This is a genomic window from Photorhabdus machadonis (assembly GCF_052657765.1).
In genome coordinates this window covers 3,415,337-3,433,953 of record NZ_CP199761.1, presented here as the reverse complement: position 1 = coordinate 3,433,953, position 18,617 = coordinate 3,415,337, and the positions used below count along the sequence as shown (strand labels likewise).

The 18,617-nt window shown below is 42.1% G+C and carries 34 protein-coding genes; 21 read left to right on the top strand and 13 right to left on the bottom strand.

The genetic code is table 11. From position 1 onward, the window contains the following. Window positions 1-75: 75 nt before the first annotated feature. The 4 genes from ACUN2T_RS16220 to ACUN2T_RS16205 are packed head-to-tail and all read right to left on the bottom strand — an operon-like array spanning window position 76 to window position 1,523. Complete coding sequence (locus ACUN2T_RS16220) at window positions 76-525, bottom strand: lysis protein (protein WP_445494030.1); 450 nt, start codon at window positions 523-525, stop codon at window positions 76-78. Continuing rightward, complete coding sequence (locus tag ACUN2T_RS16215) at window positions 522-746, bottom strand: hypothetical protein (RefSeq protein ID WP_445494029.1); 225 nt, start codon at window positions 744-746, stop codon at window positions 522-524. Before ACUN2T_RS16215 ends, ACUN2T_RS16220 begins: the two co-directional genes overlap by 4 nt. Before the next feature lie 29 nt (window positions 747-775). Next, window positions 776-1,201, bottom strand: a complete 426-nt coding sequence (locus ACUN2T_RS16210; RefSeq protein WP_445494028.1) for a lysozyme — start codon at window positions 1,199-1,201, stop codon at window positions 776-778. Beyond that, window positions 1,188-1,523, bottom strand: a complete 336-nt coding sequence (locus tag ACUN2T_RS16205) for a phage holin, lambda family (protein WP_445494027.1) — start codon at window positions 1,521-1,523, stop codon at window positions 1,188-1,190. Before ACUN2T_RS16205 ends, ACUN2T_RS16210 begins: the two co-directional genes overlap by 14 nt. 338 nt (window positions 1,524-1,861) lie before the next feature. Between ACUN2T_RS16205 and ACUN2T_RS16200 the strand changes: the two genes are divergently transcribed. From ACUN2T_RS16200 to ACUN2T_RS16185, 4 genes are all read left to right on the top strand, one after another. Then, a complete protein-coding gene (locus ACUN2T_RS16200) occupies window positions 1,862-2,764 on the top strand; it encodes a hypothetical protein (RefSeq protein ID WP_445494026.1) in 903 nt (300 codons plus the stop codon). 24 nt (window positions 2,765-2,788) lie between these two features. Next, window positions 2,789-3,031 carry a hypothetical protein gene (locus tag ACUN2T_RS16195; RefSeq protein WP_445494025.1) on the top strand — a complete coding sequence of 81 codons (243 nt, stop codon included), beginning with the start codon at window positions 2,789-2,791 and terminating at the stop codon, window positions 3,029-3,031. After that, window positions 3,028-3,423 (top strand): hypothetical protein, encoded by a 396-nt coding sequence (locus ACUN2T_RS16190; protein ID WP_445494024.1) that lies wholly within the window; start codon window positions 3,028-3,030, stop codon window positions 3,421-3,423. Before ACUN2T_RS16195 ends, ACUN2T_RS16190 begins: the two co-directional genes overlap by 4 nt. Before the next feature lie 548 nt (window positions 3,424-3,971). After that, window positions 3,972-4,484: a hypothetical protein gene (locus ACUN2T_RS16185; RefSeq protein WP_445494023.1), complete on the top strand. Its 513-nt coding sequence runs from the start codon at window positions 3,972-3,974 to the stop codon at window positions 4,482-4,484. A 102-nt stretch (window positions 4,485-4,586) separates the two neighbouring features. Here ACUN2T_RS16185 and ACUN2T_RS16180 read toward each other — a convergent pair whose 3' ends face one another. The 8 genes from ACUN2T_RS16180 to ACUN2T_RS16145 all read right to left on the bottom strand — a co-directional run bounded on the left by ACUN2T_RS16180 (window position 4,587) and on the right by ACUN2T_RS16145 (window position 10,138). Then, window positions 4,587-4,907 carry a hypothetical protein gene (locus ACUN2T_RS16180; protein WP_445494022.1) on the bottom strand — a complete coding sequence of 107 codons (321 nt, stop codon included), beginning with the start codon at window positions 4,905-4,907 and terminating at the stop codon, window positions 4,587-4,589. A gap of 159 nt (window positions 4,908-5,066) precedes the next feature. After that, window positions 5,067-5,831, bottom strand: a complete 765-nt coding sequence (locus ACUN2T_RS16175; RefSeq protein WP_445494021.1) for an antitermination protein Q — start codon at window positions 5,829-5,831, stop codon at window positions 5,067-5,069. A gap of 2 nt (window positions 5,832-5,833) precedes the next feature. Next, window positions 5,834-6,811, bottom strand: coding sequence for a DUF7146 domain-containing protein (locus tag ACUN2T_RS16170; protein ID WP_445494020.1), 978 nt, complete (start codon window positions 6,809-6,811; stop codon window positions 5,834-5,836). Further along, window positions 6,811-8,355, bottom strand: coding sequence for a DEAD/DEAH box helicase family protein (locus ACUN2T_RS16165; protein ID WP_445494019.1), 1,545 nt, complete (start codon window positions 8,353-8,355; stop codon window positions 6,811-6,813). Before ACUN2T_RS16165 ends, ACUN2T_RS16170 begins: the two co-directional genes overlap by 1 nt. A gap of 9 nt (window positions 8,356-8,364) precedes the next feature. Continuing rightward, window positions 8,365-8,565: a hypothetical protein gene (locus tag ACUN2T_RS16160; RefSeq protein WP_445494018.1), complete on the bottom strand. Its 201-nt coding sequence runs from the start codon at window positions 8,563-8,565 to the stop codon at window positions 8,365-8,367. Next, on the bottom strand, window positions 8,565-9,389 hold the full coding sequence (locus tag ACUN2T_RS16155) for a hypothetical protein (RefSeq protein WP_445494017.1): 825 nt from the start codon (window positions 9,387-9,389) through the stop codon (window positions 8,565-8,567). The genes ACUN2T_RS16160 and ACUN2T_RS16155 overlap by 1 nt, the downstream gene beginning before the upstream one ends. Before the next feature lie 195 nt (window positions 9,390-9,584). Continuing rightward, window positions 9,585-9,833 carry a hypothetical protein gene (locus ACUN2T_RS16150; protein WP_445494015.1) on the bottom strand — a complete coding sequence of 83 codons (249 nt, stop codon included), beginning with the start codon at window positions 9,831-9,833 and terminating at the stop codon, window positions 9,585-9,587. A gap of 77 nt (window positions 9,834-9,910) precedes the next feature. After that, complete coding sequence (locus ACUN2T_RS16145) at window positions 9,911-10,138, bottom strand: YdaS family helix-turn-helix protein (protein WP_445494014.1); 228 nt, start codon at window positions 10,136-10,138, stop codon at window positions 9,911-9,913. Between the two features lie 127 nt (window positions 10,139-10,265). Here ACUN2T_RS16145 and ACUN2T_RS16140 point away from each other — a divergent pair, with 127 nt between their 5' ends. From ACUN2T_RS16140 to ACUN2T_RS16060, 17 genes are all read left to right on the top strand, one after another. Beyond that, window positions 10,266-10,868: a helix-turn-helix domain-containing protein gene (locus ACUN2T_RS16140; RefSeq protein WP_445494013.1), complete on the top strand. Its 603-nt coding sequence runs from the start codon at window positions 10,266-10,268 to the stop codon at window positions 10,866-10,868. Window positions 10,869-11,271: 403 nt separating this feature from the next. Then, on the top strand, window positions 11,272-11,475 hold the full coding sequence (locus ACUN2T_RS16135; RefSeq protein ID WP_445494012.1) for a hypothetical protein: 204 nt from the start codon (window positions 11,272-11,274) through the stop codon (window positions 11,473-11,475). A gap of 82 nt (window positions 11,476-11,557) precedes the next feature. After that, on the top strand, window positions 11,558-11,785 hold the full coding sequence (locus tag ACUN2T_RS16130) for a hypothetical protein (protein WP_445494011.1): 228 nt from the start codon (window positions 11,558-11,560) through the stop codon (window positions 11,783-11,785). Then, the gene (locus ACUN2T_RS16125; RefSeq protein WP_445494010.1) at window positions 11,782-11,997 is read left to right on the top strand and encodes a hypothetical protein; all 216 of its coding nucleotides are present in this window, start codon (window positions 11,782-11,784) and stop codon (window positions 11,995-11,997) included. Before ACUN2T_RS16130 ends, ACUN2T_RS16125 begins: the two co-directional genes overlap by 4 nt. A 109-nt stretch (window positions 11,998-12,106) precedes the next feature. Further along, complete coding sequence (locus ACUN2T_RS16120; RefSeq protein ID WP_445494009.1) at window positions 12,107-12,571, top strand: hypothetical protein; 465 nt, start codon at window positions 12,107-12,109, stop codon at window positions 12,569-12,571. A 4-nt stretch (window positions 12,572-12,575) separates the two neighbouring features. Next, the gene (locus ACUN2T_RS16115) at window positions 12,576-12,737 is read left to right on the top strand and encodes a hypothetical protein (RefSeq protein WP_445494008.1); all 162 of its coding nucleotides are present in this window, start codon (window positions 12,576-12,578) and stop codon (window positions 12,735-12,737) included. A gap of 74 nt (window positions 12,738-12,811) precedes the next feature. Further along, window positions 12,812-13,435: an Nmad5 family putative nucleotide modification protein gene (locus ACUN2T_RS16110; protein ID WP_445494007.1), complete on the top strand. Its 624-nt coding sequence runs from the start codon at window positions 12,812-12,814 to the stop codon at window positions 13,433-13,435. Between the two features lie 3 nt (window positions 13,436-13,438). Further along, window positions 13,439-13,834 carry a hypothetical protein gene (locus tag ACUN2T_RS16105; protein WP_445494006.1) on the top strand — a complete coding sequence of 132 codons (396 nt, stop codon included), beginning with the start codon at window positions 13,439-13,441 and terminating at the stop codon, window positions 13,832-13,834. Between the two features lie 89 nt (window positions 13,835-13,923). Then, window positions 13,924-14,286: a hypothetical protein gene (locus ACUN2T_RS16100; RefSeq protein WP_350305549.1), complete on the top strand. Its 363-nt coding sequence runs from the start codon at window positions 13,924-13,926 to the stop codon at window positions 14,284-14,286. A 15-nt stretch (window positions 14,287-14,301) separates the two neighbouring features. Then, a complete protein-coding gene (locus ACUN2T_RS16095) occupies window positions 14,302-14,592 on the top strand; it encodes an ANR family transcriptional regulator (RefSeq protein WP_445494005.1) in 291 nt (96 codons plus the stop codon). Beyond that, window positions 14,589-14,780 (top strand): PerC family transcriptional regulator, encoded by a 192-nt coding sequence (locus ACUN2T_RS16090; RefSeq protein ID WP_350305547.1) that lies wholly within the window; start codon window positions 14,589-14,591, stop codon window positions 14,778-14,780. Before ACUN2T_RS16095 ends, ACUN2T_RS16090 begins: the two co-directional genes overlap by 4 nt. Next, a complete protein-coding gene (locus tag ACUN2T_RS16085; protein ID WP_445494003.1) occupies window positions 14,780-15,568 on the top strand; it encodes a Rha family transcriptional regulator in 789 nt (262 codons plus the stop codon). The genes ACUN2T_RS16090 and ACUN2T_RS16085 overlap by 1 nt, the downstream gene beginning before the upstream one ends. Then, entirely contained in the window at window positions 15,565-16,095 is a 531-nt protein-coding gene (locus ACUN2T_RS16080) for a hypothetical protein (protein WP_445494002.1), read from the top strand. The genes ACUN2T_RS16085 and ACUN2T_RS16080 overlap by 4 nt, the downstream gene beginning before the upstream one ends. An 11-nt stretch (window positions 16,096-16,106) precedes the next feature. Continuing rightward, window positions 16,107-16,328 (top strand): hypothetical protein, encoded by a 222-nt coding sequence (locus tag ACUN2T_RS16075; protein ID WP_445494001.1) that lies wholly within the window; start codon window positions 16,107-16,109, stop codon window positions 16,326-16,328. Further along, window positions 16,325-16,570: a hypothetical protein gene (locus ACUN2T_RS16070; protein ID WP_445494000.1), complete on the top strand. Its 246-nt coding sequence runs from the start codon at window positions 16,325-16,327 to the stop codon at window positions 16,568-16,570. Before ACUN2T_RS16075 ends, ACUN2T_RS16070 begins: the two co-directional genes overlap by 4 nt. A 246-nt stretch (window positions 16,571-16,816) precedes the next feature. Then, a complete protein-coding gene (locus ACUN2T_RS16065) occupies window positions 16,817-17,140 on the top strand; it encodes a hypothetical protein (RefSeq protein WP_445493998.1) in 324 nt (107 codons plus the stop codon). Further along, the gene (locus ACUN2T_RS16060) at window positions 17,137-17,334 is read left to right on the top strand and encodes a helix-turn-helix transcriptional regulator (RefSeq protein WP_445493997.1); all 198 of its coding nucleotides are present in this window, start codon (window positions 17,137-17,139) and stop codon (window positions 17,332-17,334) included. Before ACUN2T_RS16065 ends, ACUN2T_RS16060 begins: the two co-directional genes overlap by 4 nt. On the opposite strand, the gene ACUN2T_RS16055 is transcribed toward ACUN2T_RS16060, so the two are convergent. Next, window positions 17,291-18,547, bottom strand: coding sequence for a tyrosine-type recombinase/integrase (locus ACUN2T_RS16055; protein ID WP_445493996.1), 1,257 nt, complete (start codon window positions 18,545-18,547; stop codon window positions 17,291-17,293). The two genes, ACUN2T_RS16060 and ACUN2T_RS16055, sit on opposite strands and share 44 nt — an antisense overlap. Window positions 18,548-18,617 lie beyond the last annotated feature (70 nt).

The window sequence follows — 18,617 nt, the reverse complement described above, 5'->3', positions numbered from 1 at the left end:
TAAGGCTCTGCGTTTAGAAATAGATGCGCGTGTGAATGCGCTAGATAATAAAAAGCCCCGAATTAAACGAGGCTGTTACTGACACTGAGTTTTGATGTACTCCTGCAAGTATTTAGTTTGCTTTTCGTTCTCAACAATCATTCTTCGGAGAGCGAAATAATCTTGTTCAGCTGCCGGGTTAAATCGTGGGGTTCCTGCATCGCCCAGGCGGGAGGAGGAACCGGTTTCACTTTGATTACAGGTTGCCGCGATACGCAACCGGAGGCGGCCAGCGGCAACATCATCACGAAGAGCATCAATTTCAGATTTGGCATGAGCAAGCTCTTTTGTATGTTTCACATCAAGCTCGTTCAACATCGTGATGTGAGAGTTCTGATAGTTGATAGTGTCTGTGAGTTGCTGAATTTCTGATTGCTGCTGCTTTGTAATTCGTTGCTCTCTCTGTAACTCAGAGTGATAGTAATACGCTGTCAGAGAGATAACGATTAATGCGAGTATCGTGTAGTAATGAGCGTTGAATTTCATGACCGCCTGCCAACAAATTGATTGTATTTCTCGTTAAAAAAAACGAATCCAACAACAATTGGCATCAAAATAACCCATAGCGGCCATATGATTGACATAAACATAATTAACCCAAATTCCGCCGGGTAATTAGATTGTTTTTCTATCAATGTAAAAATAATCAATGCCGCAATCACAACGACAAAATAAATTACCGGAACCAGAATCTGAATAATGCTCATCACTCAATTCCTTATAACTTGGTTGAATTTCATGATAAAAACATCAATTTTTCAGATGCCCGTCGCGCATCAAGACCGGGTAAGACGTGCCCACCAGCCTGATTCCATCTCATAAACTCATTTGCTGCCCCTTTGTAGTCACCCGCGTTAAGCTTTTTCAGCAACGTAGAACGAACGAAAGCACTGACACCACAGTTGAAGATAAATGAACACAGAGCATCAAATTGGCCCTGAGTCAGTGGCACTTTGGCTGAGTTTTCCAAAGTGATGTAAACCGGGGCTAAGTCATCAAGCAAGAACTGAGTAGCTTGCTCATCTGTGATTACATCACCTGGCTCTACTTCCAATGTATGACCATAGCCAATTGTCCAGACACCCGCGGGACAGCGATACGCCATCAGACTGCACCCTTCGTAGATTTTGAGTGCTTTTAAACCCTTTTCACTGATTTGCATCTGATACCCCCGCTTTACGATTCAAAGTCCCACGCATCAACTGGCCGAAAAAATCAGTGCCCAGATAACCAATAATGACGCTGCCGATATATGCTAAGTCGGTACTCAGATTTAAGAAGACGAGTAAGTCACGAATGAACCATGCGATAAGTGCACACATCAGCGCATCAATCATTGTCTTCCAAAATTTACCGCCGTTATATCGGCCTCTGAGATATGCCATTGTTGCAGCCAGTGCCGCGCCTAAACCTTGCTCTTTGACTGATAACAGCCATAACCATAGCTGCATCCATATATCAGGCTGCTTGTCCATGAGTTTCATTTCCACCCCCATAAAATGGGCGTCCGTGGGGGTGAGCTATGTTCGCCCCGTGAATGAGTTAATAGGATGCCGCCCCGAACTGGCGACGGCGGATACGCAATGTGTAATGTTTAGCGGGTGTTATCCCACGTGGTTTTTGAATTTAAACTGTGGTCCTGCCTATGTGAGCGATGCGTTCGGCCGAGTCTGTCACGCTCCAATGCTCTTGTTGTTGCCAGTAAAAAGCCTCGATATGTACACTGTGATTTGTATATCAGTACGAATTCATTCACATGACATTCATTCATCTATAGTATATTTTTAGTGGCCTATTAATATTTTTTTTATGAGACATAGTCATGGAGCAGGAAGAATTAAACGTTATAAATTTTGGAATAAAATATGACGGTGACACTGAAAATGGCCCATTAAATCACCAAATTGACGCTCGATTACTGGGGACATCAATGGTGTCTTTATGCGATTTAATCGAGCAATCCAACAAAATAATCAATGGCGAATCATCAGAGATTCACATAGATGTCAGAGCACATAAAGAAGGATCGTTTGAATTACTGCTTTCCATTGCCCAAGACATGTCAAATGTTGATGTGCTTGATGTCATTGGATTGACAAAAACAGCCGCCACAGGTGCAACCATCGGTAGTTTGTTTGGGGTAATCAAGTGGCTTAAAGGCCGTAAAGTTGCTGACAGCGAATATGATGCGGATACAGATACTTATTCTTTGATAACAAAAGATAACGAAAAGATTGAGTGCACAGAGACCGTTAAAAAACTCATATCATCAGACATCGTTATGAGAGGAGTGAATGATATCGTATACGCTCCTTTGACTGATGACGAAATATCCAGCGTGACATTCATAAAGGACGACTTGCCACTTGAGACTATAGAGAAAACGGAAAAAAATGTTTTTCAACTTAGCCGTTCTCCTATCAAATCTGAGAAAGACTCAGAAACTCATACCAGTGAAGTCCACATAACCAGTGTTAATTTCACCAAGAAAACCGGTTGGAAAATGATGTTCCACGATGGGGAAGAGGTTTCGATTTCAATGAATGATGCTGCTTTCATTGAAAGGATAAACCTGAATAAAGCATCGTTCAGCAAAGATGATTTATTCCAAGTGAAGTATACTAAAACTCAGACCAAAACCGATGGTGTTCTGGTGGGTAATCCAAGATACTCAATTGAACAGGTTATGCGCCATCGAGCCGCAAACGACAGAAAAATTGTGTAATCACATAGAGAAGAAGATGCCAACATGTTCATGAATATCATGATATTAATAACAGTACTGGTGATCTCATTCCAATTCGCAAGATTTGGGGTGTATTACCTGCTGGCATTTTTTTTCCCAAGTAAATATGTGAATGTAATTTACACTGACAGGAATGGAACTAAACATTCCAAAAAAATATCTCTCAGAGAAGAGGATGCAGAGCAGCTTGCCGCAACACTTAGTGAGATAAAGAAAAATACTCAAAACAAGGAACACTCCAATTGATTGGTGGTTCTAAGTACCTGTTGATGCAAGCTTGGTTGATTCCAATAATCAACCATATACTTAGTAAGTTAATTAAAGCATATCTAGTCACTTTAGATAGTCTTCTTCCTTTCTTGCCAGGAATATCCGTGGGTATCGCGCACGTAATAATTCTGTTATTGGTCTTAATTAACGTGCCAAGTCTTCCGGCGATGATGTTTAAAATATCAGTAAAAAAGCAAAGGACTGCTTTGAAAAAAATGATTAATAATTCACCATCAGAGGAACATAAAAAATTACTGAATAAAAAATTGGAAGATTTAGATATTAAAGAGCTAGACTTCCAAAATATGCAGATTGAATCATCTAGTAATCTTCAAAAAGCTGAATTAGAAGAAAAAGAGCTAAACTAATTCCTTACACCGCAACAAAAAAAAGCCACGCAATGCGTAGCCCTATATATGAAAAAAACCCCGCGAGTGCGAGGCTTGGGATTCAGCTAAGACACCTAAGAAACACTTACGGCAATCTTACTATCTGCCATCATTCCTTTTTAGCGAGCATCAACCTACCGAAACAAACAATGCCAATTATTATCGAGTCCAGCAATTAAGGTCGGGCATTTTTCAACCCATTGATGGGCTCCACCCATAATCCGGGATTTGTTATGCATTTTCATATTCTCCCTTTAGCGCCGAGAACGCGGGCGAAATCAATCAATTAATAAAGTCCTTCTTTCTAAAAAAGAAGTTAAAAAAGTGTTTAATTTAATTCCATATAAATACAAAAAAACAATTAAAAATAAAATTAATTAAATTTTAAAATATATTAAAAGAAAAAATCAACAATTAAACAATAAAAACCTGGGCAATATAAAACAAAGAAGAATATTTGACAATCAAAAAAACCAAACTAAATTAAATATTGAACCATTTCAAAAAAACACAAAAGGAAATATATTATGAGCGAACAAACCATTCTCAGAAATATTGTTAGAGATCAATTTAAAAGCCAAGATGTACAAGAATTATTTGAGAAATCAGGGTATTCAGAATTTGATTTCAAGGAAAAATATCTTGAGCTCATTAAGCTTGTTTATGGTAACAACCCTCCTGCTGACAGTCCAATCATCTTCAAAAATCAACCTCGATCTTCTGGATTTCCACTAGATTTTGAAGTAGATATAAAAATTTTTAAAATTTCAATAAAAGTCGAACAAATTACGGATGGCTACATAGCTACTGTAATATCATCCGTTCCCGGTTTTGAAATTGGGAAATCAACTCTTAAATTTGTTGGCGAAGAAATTGAGCGCTACGAGCGCGTTGGAAAAGACTACTTGGGGGCGGACTATACGGTACGAATTAAGCACTCATCTTCATTTGACATTCAGCTCACAGCTAACATTTGGGTAGATTTACCTGTAATTGGAAATCACAAAGCCAGCTTCGGTCCAAAGTGGCTAATAAGTTGAGCCATTGCGCTTAAAACCCAATCTCGTTATAGATAAAATTAAAAAATTTTATCTCATAAAAACAAACAAGGCCAATGGATTGGCCTCTATTTTTAAAATAATTTAATTCCGTATTTTTATTCCAGAAGCCAAGAGAACTTTTTTACAGTCCTGAATACCTTCGTTATAACCAGCGTCATAAAAACCATCAGGCGGAGATTTGCAGGCAGGTAAAGAGACTGCAATATTTTTTCTCTCTGATTGTGCGCCCGATAAAAACAGTTTCCACATTAATTGAGTGCCGGGGTTCTCATATTTGATATCAGTTTCGCTGCCAAAGTAAAGAAAATACATCCCATGTTTTGTTTTACAAGATAGAGAGACATCACTGTAATATTTATCCATAAATAATTCAAATCTACGCCTTACTTCATGAATATTCACTTTTATCTCTCGCGATTGAGAGCAATAAAGTATGGCAAGCCCTGAAATAGAAAAACCCGCTCATCGGCGGGCCTGAATGTTCTTTAGTGAGCATAGTTACAATTCCCCACTATCTGGAGAGGTTACGCCAAGTTTATGCAAAACGCAAGCCCTCTCTTTTTATCGCGTTACTTTGCTAAATTCAGATTCTGCTCTGCTTTCCTCGATATCACATTTCGCCACCAGCTTTTCATAGAATGGCTTCCAGTTACGTGACCAGCTTGATTGTGTTAGTTCTGGCAGGAGAGCCTTAATTGCTGCATATGCCACTGATGACGGTACCCGACTATAACCACGGCCAGAACAACGCTCACAGATTTTAATCACGGGCGCACCCGTAGCTTTCGTTGCTTCACGGTCAACGACTTTGCCGGTACCGTTACAACGACAACGACTGGATGCGATCCCTTTGCCATTACAAGGAGAGCAAAGTTCATCTACCCGCTCGGTTTCTACCCGTTGCTCTATCACGTCCTTATATCCTGCGTACTTAATCACATCACGCTGAACAGAGATTAGCCCGCGCCCATTGCAATGTGAGCATGTGCTGATTGTAGCGGCAGATCGGGAATATTCTTCAAAGGCCATTTTTGCCAAGATCACCAGGCATTTTCCCAACTGGCGCCCACTCGCTTTGGTAATGAGTTTGGGGACCTGACGTTTAGCATACAAGGTCAGTTGCTCAACGGTTCGTATGGTATCTTCATTGCTGACACCGTGTTTACCCAAGAACGCAGCCATCCCAAACGTCGCTTTAGATTCAGCCATCCCTAATGCCGCCATCACATCCGTACCCGTGATCCGGTCTGTTGATGTGCATTTGGATGAATTACTGATTGCCAGTCCTTTCGGGCTGAAATGTTTTAATGCTGATTCGAGTTTCATTATTATTCCACCCACTTCTTAAAAGACAGTTCACGTACTTCATCACCGTTAACAAGTACGTCATTGAAATCACCATGATCGGGCCAGCGAATACTGACCGTTTCTAAATCGTTTTTGGCAATGAGATTGCCCCTGGCGCACTCAAACGCGGCTGCGTGCCCGGTGGCTGAATGCAAATCCATATCTGCAAAAATAATTAAGTGTTTAACCCCGTTTGGCACCCGGAATTTCCCCATAAATCCCGCATTCATCGTTGACCACGTATTGCAGCCGTATATCTGCTTGCATGACAGTGCAGTTTCTATGCCCTCAGTGATCCCCAACGTTGATGAAACTGGGAACATACGAATAGCAACAGATCCTGTGTGCTTTAAATAATCATCAGACTGTAGGGAATACGTCTTTTTGGCGATATCCATATTGGCTTTCTTATCACCCTCTAATAGCGTTCTGTGCAGATAACAGAGCGTGCCTTTATCATCCGTAGCCAGGGAATACATGGCCTGAAAAGTGTTCGTTCCTACGGGTTGATGATGGCAATACCTGATTTGTTCGACGGGTAAACAGTTGATCCCCCGGTGGCGTAAATAACTTTCGGCTGACGTTCCGCGCAGGCTCACCAGTGTAGAATACTTCCTAATCACCTTGTCACGAAATAATGACCGGTCATTTTTATTGGCAGAAGACTGAACGCTTTCAGGCTGATGTGCATACGTATTGCCAATAATTTCATCAACTTCTTTTGCTTGCGTTTTAAAGTCTTTCTTCTGAGTCAGTCGGAGTAGTGCCCATCCATCACCCGCGTTGCCGCAGCTACAAATGAAGGTTCCCCGCCCATCCCGATCATCACAACGATATTTACCTTTCCGCTCACATATCGGACACTTGCCTTTGTAATGTTTTTTCCCCGTAATAGGCGGCAAACCGTAATACTCGAAAACTTTAGCCCATTGTCCAGTTACCGCATCTGCTGTTTTCATTAGTTATCTCCCTGCGTCGCTGAACTGAGTTGTTTTTTCTCCTGACTTTTTATCCATGAAATCAGCTTCCATTTGATAAAATTATTGACTTCCGGAGTGATCTCGACCGGATGATCATGTAAGCCATTGGGGTACTCACTGAATTTGCTTCTGAAGGTATGGGCGCACCAGCCATCTGAAATAGGCTTGCCTTGGTTGGCCCTCTGGTGCTGGTAATATTTGATTTGTGACCACCAGCTTTGCTTCTCTTTCTTGCTGTAGGTGCGGTCCTTGCCGTTGAGTTTTTTCAGTCCGCGAGAACAGTCAACTTCCACATCTTCACCGCTTAGGGGCTTAAACCCACATTTCGGGCAGACATAAACGCCCACGGGCTTCATAAAGTGGCAACTGGGGCACTCCTTCGGGAGCCTTTCAGCTTTGTCGCTGTCAGTACGGCGAGAAGCCTCTTTCATGCCGTCACTTTTTGAAGGCAATTTGTCATACTCGATGTCGTCTGGATAACCAAGCCGATGAACTGAACCACTATGATCGAAGATACGACACGTTTTCTTTCCCGATGCAACCCTTAAGCCTCTGCCAAGAATTTGAACCCAACGAATTTCTGATTTAGTCGGACGAGCGCAAATAATGCACCGGACGTCACTATCAAACCCGGCAATCAGTGTGCCGACATTAACTAATATTCTTGTTACACCCTGCTCAAATCGATGGATGATGATCTGTCTTTCTTCCGGGGGTGTCTCAGCTATCATTACCTCGGCATTAACACCGGCTTTGTTAAATTCGACTGTGATAAAATTGGCGTGGGCCACATTGACGCAAAAGCAGATGGTTGGCTCATCATTACCGTTCACCAGCCAGTTCTTGACGATATCGCCCACCAGCGTTGAATCACCCATGATCTCGGCTAGCTGGTCTTCTTTGTAATCCTGTCCAAAGTCATCACTGGAAGTCAGTTTTACGCCTTTCAGGTCCGGCTTGGTGGGGGCATAAAATTCATAAGTGCTGAGTTCACCTTTAGCGATAAGTTCTTTCATCGTGGTTGGCTTCAGGAGCTGCTGATAATAGTTTCCCAGAAACGGAGAAAACGGCGTTCCTGACAGTCCAATCACTTTTACGTCTGTGTTCTCTGCCAGGTAATGGATCACTTCAAGCAATTTTTTACGGCGCAAATGGGCCTCGTCAATAATCAGCAAATCAATATTGTCCGGGAAGTCACGGCGGATCAGCGTGTCAGCCGACGCAATCTGAATTAAGCGGTTCGGATCATGAGGCTGGTAATCCCGCCACACGTAACCAATTTCTTCTTCCGGCAGTCCGTACTGAATGAACCGGGTGGCAGTCTGGCGCACTAAGGTTAGGTAAGGTGCGACAAACATCACCCGCATACCGCGAGAAACGAAACCGGCAGTGATGAATGCCGATAAGCCTGTCTTACCGCTCCCCGTGGGCGCATATACCATGAAGGTACTGTGTTGTTTCCAGTTCTGGCGCAACATAGACAATGCCCGGCTCTGGGTTGTGTTGGGGGTGATCGTCAGCATGGATCCCCCTCATTTACGCAATAATGCTGTCTTGTGATGTTCGATAGAGGACGAAGAGTCCGTATTCACCCTTCGCAATATGCTTTCGGCCTCAAGATTTCGACCCTCCCTAATCAGCGTGATAGCAACATCAACCAATTGCTGAGTACCACATAAGGTTGCGAATAAGTCGGTATTGGTGGCATAATCTCTTTGAGATGTGATGTTCATTATTTCGTCTCCTTTGCAAGAACCGAATCAAACGAGCTCGCTAAAGTATCGCTGTTCGGTTTCTTGCTTCCCTTGATTTTCAGTTTGTTTTTCCACGCATTGATAATCCGCTTACTGTCCTCATTGTGTTCACGTGCAGGCATATCGTTGTACTGGCGCTCATAGTCAATTTTGTGGAAATAGGGATTAATGATTACAGGCGCAACGATACCCACCGCGCGCTCGACATCCTCGTCAGTTGGTACACGGTCGAGGTATTTTTTAAAGGTTAATTCTCCGGTATCGACCAGATGGTCAGTGATTTTTTTCAGTTGCTTCACTGCACGAAAAACCCCCTTCACGCTGTCGTTATTCGCTGACGGCATGGCTTCACCTTCGATCCTCTCCCCGTCAATGAACAATGGAATACTGTCGATGAATGCATCACGGCTGAGGAATTTATTCACCTCGGCTGTCGTGATAATCGGATAGGCTTTAACTAATCCGAACAGCGTTACCGCCATTGGTTCATCATGCCATGAGCTCTTGCCTTTTCCATTTCGGATAGCGGCAATCAATGCGTCCTGATGCTTGAGGCTCAGCAGGTCATAATCACCCACCACAAGGTAGTGAGTGCTCAACGCTTCCAGATCCAGCGGCTTTGCATGGCTGTTGTGAGGCTTGTGTGTTTTCCGTGCTGGCGCGTTGGCCTTAACCATGGCGGCGGCCTCAGCCTCTGACAGGCCCGCAGCGACTAATTCAGCAATGGCTCGCGCAGGCTTCCAGCTCACGAGAGCACGGTGTTTTTTGATAATCTTTTCTGCTTTTTCGTTTTTGATAATCATTCTCATTTGTCCTAAAAAATAAGGGGGTACTTATTTAATACTTTTCCGTACCTGCCACTTTTTTGGGTTTTTTGCCCACTTTGATAATCATTCTCATTTGGCTATTTTTCTCATACTTAGCCCTAGTGATCCCCTAACCACTGCTACCACAGCCAGAAGACACAGCCTTTCCCGTACTTCCTGATAACACTGCGATCATCCTGCCACCTCCGATTGGGGCTGGTTCTCTGGCGGTGCTTTCGATGCCCTAAGCGGCTTCTCGGTATAACCCTGACTCGCTCTTGCATACCTTCTAACGAATTCTCTCAGTCGGATATTGGCCGCCCGTCTTGCTGCGTTATCTTTTCGATATGAAATTGGTTCTTCATCCCAGGCTGCTTCATACACCTCGGCATACTTCACGGTGATTTTTGCTCGTGTAGCCGGATCTAGACTCAGTAACATCTCCTGTATCCATTTGCCATCATCAGAAAAATACCGAGATGGCATTGATACTTGGGCGTAGGAATTAGGGAACATAGTTAATAATTTCCGGGCGGTGGGAACACCTTTGGAAGATCTGGGCGTAATTCGTGATGTTGAACTTCGCCTTTTGTGAGGTCCACAATGTCAGGAACAGATGAGACGGAAACGCGTCTCTTCCCATGCAACCAAGCGCTAACTAGTGACTGCTGACACCCTAATGCATTAGCAAGTATCGTTTGATTACCTACAATTTTTATAGCCTTTTCTACCGCAATATTTTTCATACTCCATCCTCTAATTAACTCCATAGTGATATTAATATCACCAAAAAGATAAATCAATCACTATGGTGTTTTTTGCAAAGATATCACTTTAGAGATAGAATTAACAAAACTTATTGAAGAGGTAGGTATGACATTCGCGAAAAGACTAAAAGAGGCAATGAGAAAGAAAGACTTCACACAGTCTTCTCTTGCCAAGGAAGTAGACATGGCTCAGTCCATGATATGGAAATTAACCACAGGGAAGGCGCAAAGCACTACTAAAGTTGTTGATTTAGCTAGAGTTCTCGGTGTGCGTCCAGAGTGGCTTAGTGATGGCAGCGGTCCCATGCACCCAGGTAACTTACCCGCCTCAGTGGTGGTAAAGTGCACCAAATCATTTCCTGTAAAAATCTATGATGCCGAGCGCGATACAGGGGATACAATTATGATTCCGGGATTCTTTGAATCATCTGACACATACAGAGCGTATAGAATCACCCAGAATACCGGCTGCGCAGAAGCTCCAGAAGGTTCTTTAATTGTAATCGATAGATCAGAAAAAGCAGCTAACAATGATTTGGTATATGCGCGCATAGGAGAAAACTACTCTGTATATCGTTTTGTACAAGGTGGTGCTTTCGGCTTTCTATCTGTTGATGACGCTAGAGTACCATTAACTCCTATCAGTCCTGACGTTGAATTAGTGGGTGTTATTATATACCTGTTCCGTGATATGAAACGAAGACGATAATAACCCTGTTCAATTTCGATTGCTGTAGCATAAATCCCTGGGTGCGTTCGCAGCAGCTCTGGCATTCCTCCTCCCCCTTAAGATACTGTTTAGACGTACAGTATCTTAATTTTTAACTAAATCATTACAATTATCAAGATAAAAAAACATTTTTTGTTTTTTAACAAAAATTTCTTTTATTTCAATCTCATAAAATAAAAAATAATTTTTTATCACTATAGGTCTAGAATAATTAGAACTATAGTGATAGATTTAATACTACTAAGGTGATAACTTAATCACCAGAAGAAACAGAAGTGGTTGAATGGGCAGGAACAACAATAAACACACCGAGGTATGATTATTATGTTCAAGAAGACTTTTATTTTTTCAGCAATAAAACGCCATAACATGGAGGTAGATCATGCGTAAACCAATTACTTTAGACGATGCAAAATATCGCTCAGGTCTAGCCTGTTCACTTTATGAAGTCATTACGAGCATGGCTGACAAAGAAAAATGTTCAGGCGAGTTGTGCGAACTAATTGCTCTTGTGTGTGATATTAACTATGAAGTCAATTGTTCTCTTGAAGCTGTATTGGGTGCAGACGTCCTTAATTTGGACTGAACTGATTTAGAAATGGCTCTGGTACCGACACCAATCAGACACCAGAGCCTGAACAAAATAAACACTTTGAGGAATGATTACTATGTTCAACGCGAATTGTATCACAAAGATTTTCACTTTTGCAGTCAAAAGAAAAGCAGACACTGAACAGCTCATGGTTAAAGTTAAATATGTGGCTGAAAGTTATCAGCAAGCTAAAGATGCATTATCTGAAATACTGTCAGGATATTCCATTGTATGGATGGGGCAAATTAATTCGGAGATTCATCGTTCCCTTGAAGCAGCCTTAAATAGTGGGGGTGAAGAATGAATAGCAATTCTCTAAATAAACAACACAGCGCTCCTTGCATTGATTTCGAAACAGAGGATGCACTCGGAAAAATAGAAGCACTAGCGGCTGCGGCAGGTTATCTGGATGGCAGCAAAGAAGAGGAAATGTTGTGCCGTGAACTTATCAGCGTTATTCATTTAGTTGCCAGTGAAGTGCTAAAAAAGAAGAAAGGTGACGAATTATTTAGCTAATAGTATTTCCGACATGAATTTAAAAGTTATGCAAATACAAACAAATCTCGCTTCTAGTCTGGCGAGCGACATTGCGCAAGAAATAAGAACATTGGAAGGGGCTTAAATTATGAAACTAGAAAAAATTGCTTATTCCTGCTTTGATGACGATGAGCCTATTAGTGATAGCGCCATTGAAAACGCATTCGGTGTAAAAAGTTTGCCTGTGTATGTTGTTAATCGCCACGGTCGTTATTACAAACGCTTTAGTCGTGATAGTGCCATTAATAAATTAGCGCATATCATGACGCAGAAAGTATTTAACCGGGCCGGACACCAAACCAATTACCCGACTCAGACAATTATTGGTGAAGACAATGAAGTACGCTGGAAAATAGGGGAATTATTTCCTGAATATATCCGGTGTCATAAAAGGGCAGTCAGGCGAATAAAATTGTTACTTAGGCGACAGAAAGAAATTGATATATTGTTCGACAAATATCGTCACGCTTTCGCCGAAACCATGAAATTAAAAAAAGAATGTCTCAATGCTATTGCCAAAAACAGTCCGGCTACATCTTGGTTAAGGAGTTAAAAAAATGTACGAAGTTGAAATTATATATCTCTCAATCAACAGTCAGGCGACAACAGTCTGGGTTAAAGCTGATAACGACGATGACGCAAAATGCGAAGTTGAATTATTGCGAGATATATTTGATGAGTCCAATGTTGAATTTAGATTAATGGGGATGAAAAAATAATTTCGCTACGCCGGGAATACAAAAGGAATCATCAGCACGGAAGCCAATTATTAATTAAAAATGAGGACTAAACAATGTCAAAGAAATTAACAAAAGATTTAAAGAAAGAAATAGTCAATAATGCGTTGTCATTAGCCGGGATTTCTGAATCATATGTACAATTGGGGCAAGAAAAGTACCAACTCGCAAAAGACGTCCGAATTGCGGCGTTGGGCGGAGAAGAAAAATCCAAACATTACAATCTCATATATGATAAGGCACTTGAAGCTATTAAAGAGTTTCAAGTTAATATTGACAGCGATATTCATATTTATAAGGCAACAGATTACGGGATATGTGCGGCGTTTGGTGGGTTACAGTCGGGAAGATTACCTTACGGCAAAGATGAATTGGGAAAAGACATTAAGTTAATAACACCTGAGCGGAAACATTGTCGTTTTCCAGCGGACAATGAACTCTCTGTTCGATTTACGAAGATAGAAAAAAAAGTCAGTGAGCTAAACAATAAGAAAGAGGAAATAAAAAATAACGTTTACGCTATTTTAAATTCAGTCACTACAACAAAGCGACTTATTGAAGTCTGGCAGGAAGCGAAAGATTTAATTCCATCTGAGGAAATCAGAAGTATAAACACTTCACTGTCAGTAAAAGTTGAAGACTTAAACAAAATGATTGGTATATCTAAAGGCGAGGATTAAACAATGTCAGACAATAAAAGACACGTGCACGCTGAGTTAATGATGGAATATGCGATAGATGCTTCGAAGACTGATAAACCTTGGGAGCTATATGAATGGAGGCAAAAAGGTGATGGATGGCTAAAATGCGGTTCTAATCCAAAATGGATCGATTTTTATGAATATCGCCGCAAGCCCGAGATGATAACAGTCGGAAAAGTCAGTTTTCCGAAGCCTGTTGATTATGAATTAAAAACAGGTGCGGGGTACTGGGTGGCTGATTGGGATTGTTATATATATCACTGGGATGCCGGTGACACTGATATGCGTTTATTAAAAAGAGGTCAGATTCATTTAACAAAAGAAGCTGCTCAGCAACATTGTGATGCATTAATTAAAATAAGTAGAGGTGAGTTTTAAATATAAACTCTTACTAATGTAGTAATCAGTTAACTTTTAATTACAGCTTAATGGCTGGGGATTATCTCAGCCTAAGCAAAGGGGTATCTATGAGTAATCAAATATTAATTGAACGTTACAGAAATCGTTTAATCGCGGCAAAACTTGATGCAATGATGAAGAAGACTCACAGTCATTGTATTGCTGTCAGTCTTAACGATGGTTCTATGTGTACTATCGAGTTATCTGGGGAAATATTAAAGACGGCTTTGCATGTGTTCTTTGAGGTCCCTGTTTATAACGAACATAAACGAGAGAAAGCCGGTAAATATATTTTAAATAGCTACAGAGATTATCTCTCTAAATACGGCGGGTTAACAAAGGAAGGCAATGATTTTATGTGTGCCCTTGTTAAGGTAATTACAGAAAGGGTTAAATACAGCGGATTTTCACCCGAATATACATTTCAGTAAATAAGGACCAGCGAAATGAACATTACTCATTTTAATTTCTCACAGAGAGCTATTCAAAGTGAGAAAGATGAAAAATATGAAATGGCGGCGATCCTCTGGAAGAAAGTCGCTGAACACGCCAAACATCCAGCTAACCAAAAATGGGCTGAATGCCGTGCTGAACTGAATTTAAAACGCCACACGTTACATCAGCGTTATGAAGAACTGAAAGCCCGCGCCAGTCAGCACCGCAGGGAAGAATGGGTGGCCAAAAAGCTTGCTGCTGCACTTAAGGCCCGTATGGATAAAGAGGAGGCATCAGCATGAAAAGCTTTCACGAGTTAAAAGAGAAAGCCAAAGAGCTTGAGGAACGCGGCCTGTTTAGACGCGCAGCCAATACCTATAGCGAGGCTATTGACTGGGCGCTGACGGATGAAGAGCGCGAATGTTGTGCTCTTGATGCCAGTCGTTGTTCAAGAGAAGCCCGGTTACCAAATAGAGCGGAGGGATTGTAATGAGCTGTCAAAACAAACCCCATACAGCCGGTGTGACTTCTGTTAGCCGGGAGTCCAGAGTCACCAACAATCAAGCGTCCATGATGGGCAGCCGTGAAATTGCGGAATTGACAGATAAGCGCCACGATAACGTTATTCGTGACATCCGGGAAGTTCTGAAAGCCGTCTATAGCGTTGAATTCGATTCCTCATTTTTGAGGAATCATAGAAATCAACAGGTTATGTTTACTGCCGGGATTGCTGTTGCTGTTGATGAGAGGGGCTTTATCAGTGAAATTCTCCTTGATCGCCGGAATACCGAAATTCTGATAACCGGATATGACGTAAGACGTCGTGCCGCCATCATTGATCGCTGGTTTACTCTGGAGTCTGGTGCCACAAAACCAAAATCCCAGGCTGAACTTAACCTTGCCTACGCCTTAGCACAAGTAGAACAGGAGCGCCGCCTTAATCAGGTCGAAGAAAAAGTTGAACAGGTTCATGAAACCATTGAGCAAATCAAGCAGGGAGCTATTCCCACAGGTTGGATTGGGTTCTCTCTGTCTGCGACTGAATCAGGATTAACCAATGCCAAGTGCCGTACATTGGCCGAACAGTACAACGTACCAACGGACAGCATCACCATTATGGCACCAGACGGCCAGCCTCGCCCGATGAAAATCATATTTAAAGAGGACTTTATGAGCGCGTTCCGTCTGATGATGAGCGAAGCTGAGCAACGTAAATCCAAATGGCATCACCCAAAAATGGGGCTGTTTCAGGTTATCGGGTGGGAGGAAAAGCAATGATTATTCGTTCATGTCTATTACGTGCTGCATTGGTGTGTGTCGCTAAAGATGATCTGCGCTACTACCTTTACGGATTACACATCACTCCCAAATACCTGGAGTCAACAAACGGCTGCGTAGCTTTACGGTTAGAGCACGGCGTTAACACTCGCCGCAAAGCTATCATTCAATTTCACGGGAGAGTACCAAGGAAAGCAGAAACAACGGAACTGCATTTCACCAAAGAACCTTATGCCGTGCACAGGAGTATTACCGGGGTGAGAGTTGGATTTACCGCTCTATCAATATTGGATGGTCGTTTCCCTGACTTAGAGCGGATTCTTCCAAAGAAAGTGGAAAATGTTATCCCTCACTTTCAGGCGCGTTACCTAGCCTATCCTTACAAAATGTTTGGGGCTGATACAGGGCTTATCACTGTTTCTATGTACCCATCCAGTATGACAGATGGTTGCTTAATGAAGTTTGGCGACAACATCAATCAGCGTTATGGCAATCCTCAATTTATTGTCATGCCGTGCCGGGTGTAGGAGTCATTGCGATGAAAATCGAATACTTAGACAAGGGTAACATTGCGCAGATCGTCGTTACCAGTTTCATCACTGAACGCCGCAAACACAACCGTTGTATCGATGCCGCCCTGTTAATGGTACCTGTTCGTGCCTGGTCTACTGGCTTTCTATTAAGGAAAGCCACTATCACCGGCAAAACAGCTCACATATTGCGGGCCTATAAAATCATTTGCAGGGAGAGCGAACAGTGACAGAAGAGCACAGCCAGATAGCAGATACCGATGATGAACTGGTCAGAACGACATTCCATATCGATGATGGCAGGGACTATACACAGCGAATCATCCACCGCATGAAACGTAATTTTTATATCCATGAGGGCAAATGCCCTCCTCTACCACCAGCGCCGCAGGTGGCGAATGTGAAGTTAACGCCAGTTAAGAAGACTAAGAAACGTCGCAAATTACGTAACAAGGAGCAGGAAAGTGAATAAATGCCAAAAGAACGGAAATAAATTATCCGCCTGTAGCGCACTAGCAAAATCCCTTGAACTTGGTTCACCCACAAAACGAAGCAAGGGCTTATTTTTACCAACGAGGTTCATCATAAAAACCGGGGAGCCGGGCACTGATATCGTTCAGTTACATTCCGGTGAATTTGTCGGCACTGGCGTTATGGTGAATTACTGCCCTTTTTGCGGACAAGATATAGATACTGTTAGTCACCAGAGGAAAAAACAATGATCAATAACTCATTCCACTTAACACAGGTAATCGCCTCAGCATGGGGTGATCCATCTAATATTACAGATGCAATCTGGAACGCCGGTTACAGAAAAGCTGACAGAACATCGGAAGAGATGGTATTGATGACACTTAAAGCCATCAAGGATTCTCATCACAGCGATATTCCACGTGAGTATTGGCCTAAAGATGTAGAATCCGTGCTTGCTGCTGAACTGAACTTTCTGATTGATGATCTTGTCTGGAGTGATAAAACAACTCCGGCAACAGTGGCAAGGATAATTTTGGAGAATGGTTATCAGAGAGGAAGTGAAAAATGAGTATGGAAGAGTCTGAATATATTACTACACGCGAGCTAGCTAAAAAGTTGCGGGTTACACCCCACACTATCAGAACGTGGTGTGGGGATGGGAAACAGAAAAAAGAAGGTTTCCCAAAACCCAGATTTCGCGGGAGAGAAAACAGCTTCTCTAGGAAGGACATTGAGGATTGGGAGAACGGGAAACGATTTTAGTCAACTTCGCCCACCAGCGTTCATATGCCTCCTTTTGTTCATTCAGGTAGGTGTGCTTATCGTACACCTGCCAAACCCCTGGCAGTTTATGACCGATCATCGTTTCAGCAACGTGGGGCGGTGTTAATTCAGAAACCCCGGTGCGCATAGTTCTGCGCAAATCGTGGATTGACCAACGTATATAGGGATTAAAGTGAGGAGCCATCTTTTTATTGAGACCATCAATGATGCCCGCATGTGATCCCCTCGTGAAGGGTTTACCATCAAATACAGTAAACAAATATTCACTCCCGTGATTTAATTTTTTTGCATGCTCAATTAATTTTTTAGCTTCTGAAATAATCGGTCTGACAATAGGTTTTTTGGATTTTCTCCCTGTTTTATGGTTTGCAGGGTGAACAGTCCAGATATTTTTCTCATAATCAAAATCATTAACTTTAGCTTTCAGTAATTCACCAATGCGACACCCAAATAACAGACATAATTTTATTATTAATGCATTGCGTGGATTATATCTAGGAGCATCAATAATATGGAAAAGAACCACCAGCTCATCTTCACTTAATGCCCTTTCTCCCGTGTCAGTATCGATATCAACATCAATGTCAGTATCAGGCTCCTTCCCTTTCAAATCATTAGATACCACATCAGACAAAGGAGTAGTGTGGGTCATTCCTCGCCGAACAGCCCATCTATGCGCAGTTTTAGAATAGGTCAATATCCGCTCTCCGATTGATGGAAACCGTTTTGAGACTTCTTCGATTAAAGTAAGCCAGACATGCAGTGTTACCTCATCATGAGGCAGTTTACCAATTTTGGGGAAAACATGAATTTCGAAAGAACGCAATATTTGATCGGCGTTAATTTTTGAACCTTGCATTGTCGTTTTCCACCATTCCCGGATAAGCTTTTCCACAGTGACCGCGCTCAATGCAGATTCTTTTCGAACTCTCTTAACTATTTTGGGATTACGATGTTGCTCCAGTTCTCCGCGATAAGAAATCACAGCATCACGAGCATCTTTTAAGCTCGTTGCTGGATAAGTGCCGATATCTATTCGATCCCCTTTACCGCCCCATCGATATCTAAATTGAAAGATAACCTTCCCTTTTGGGGTAACACGGACGGATAAGCCATCCCTATCAGACTTGGTAATCATTTTTTCTTGTGGTTTGCCGCTGACTGAACGCAGCCATGAATCAGTAATAGCCATATTAATTTCCTCAAAATAATATGGCTCTTAATGTAATTTATGTACACCGGTATGTACATAATTTTCATGA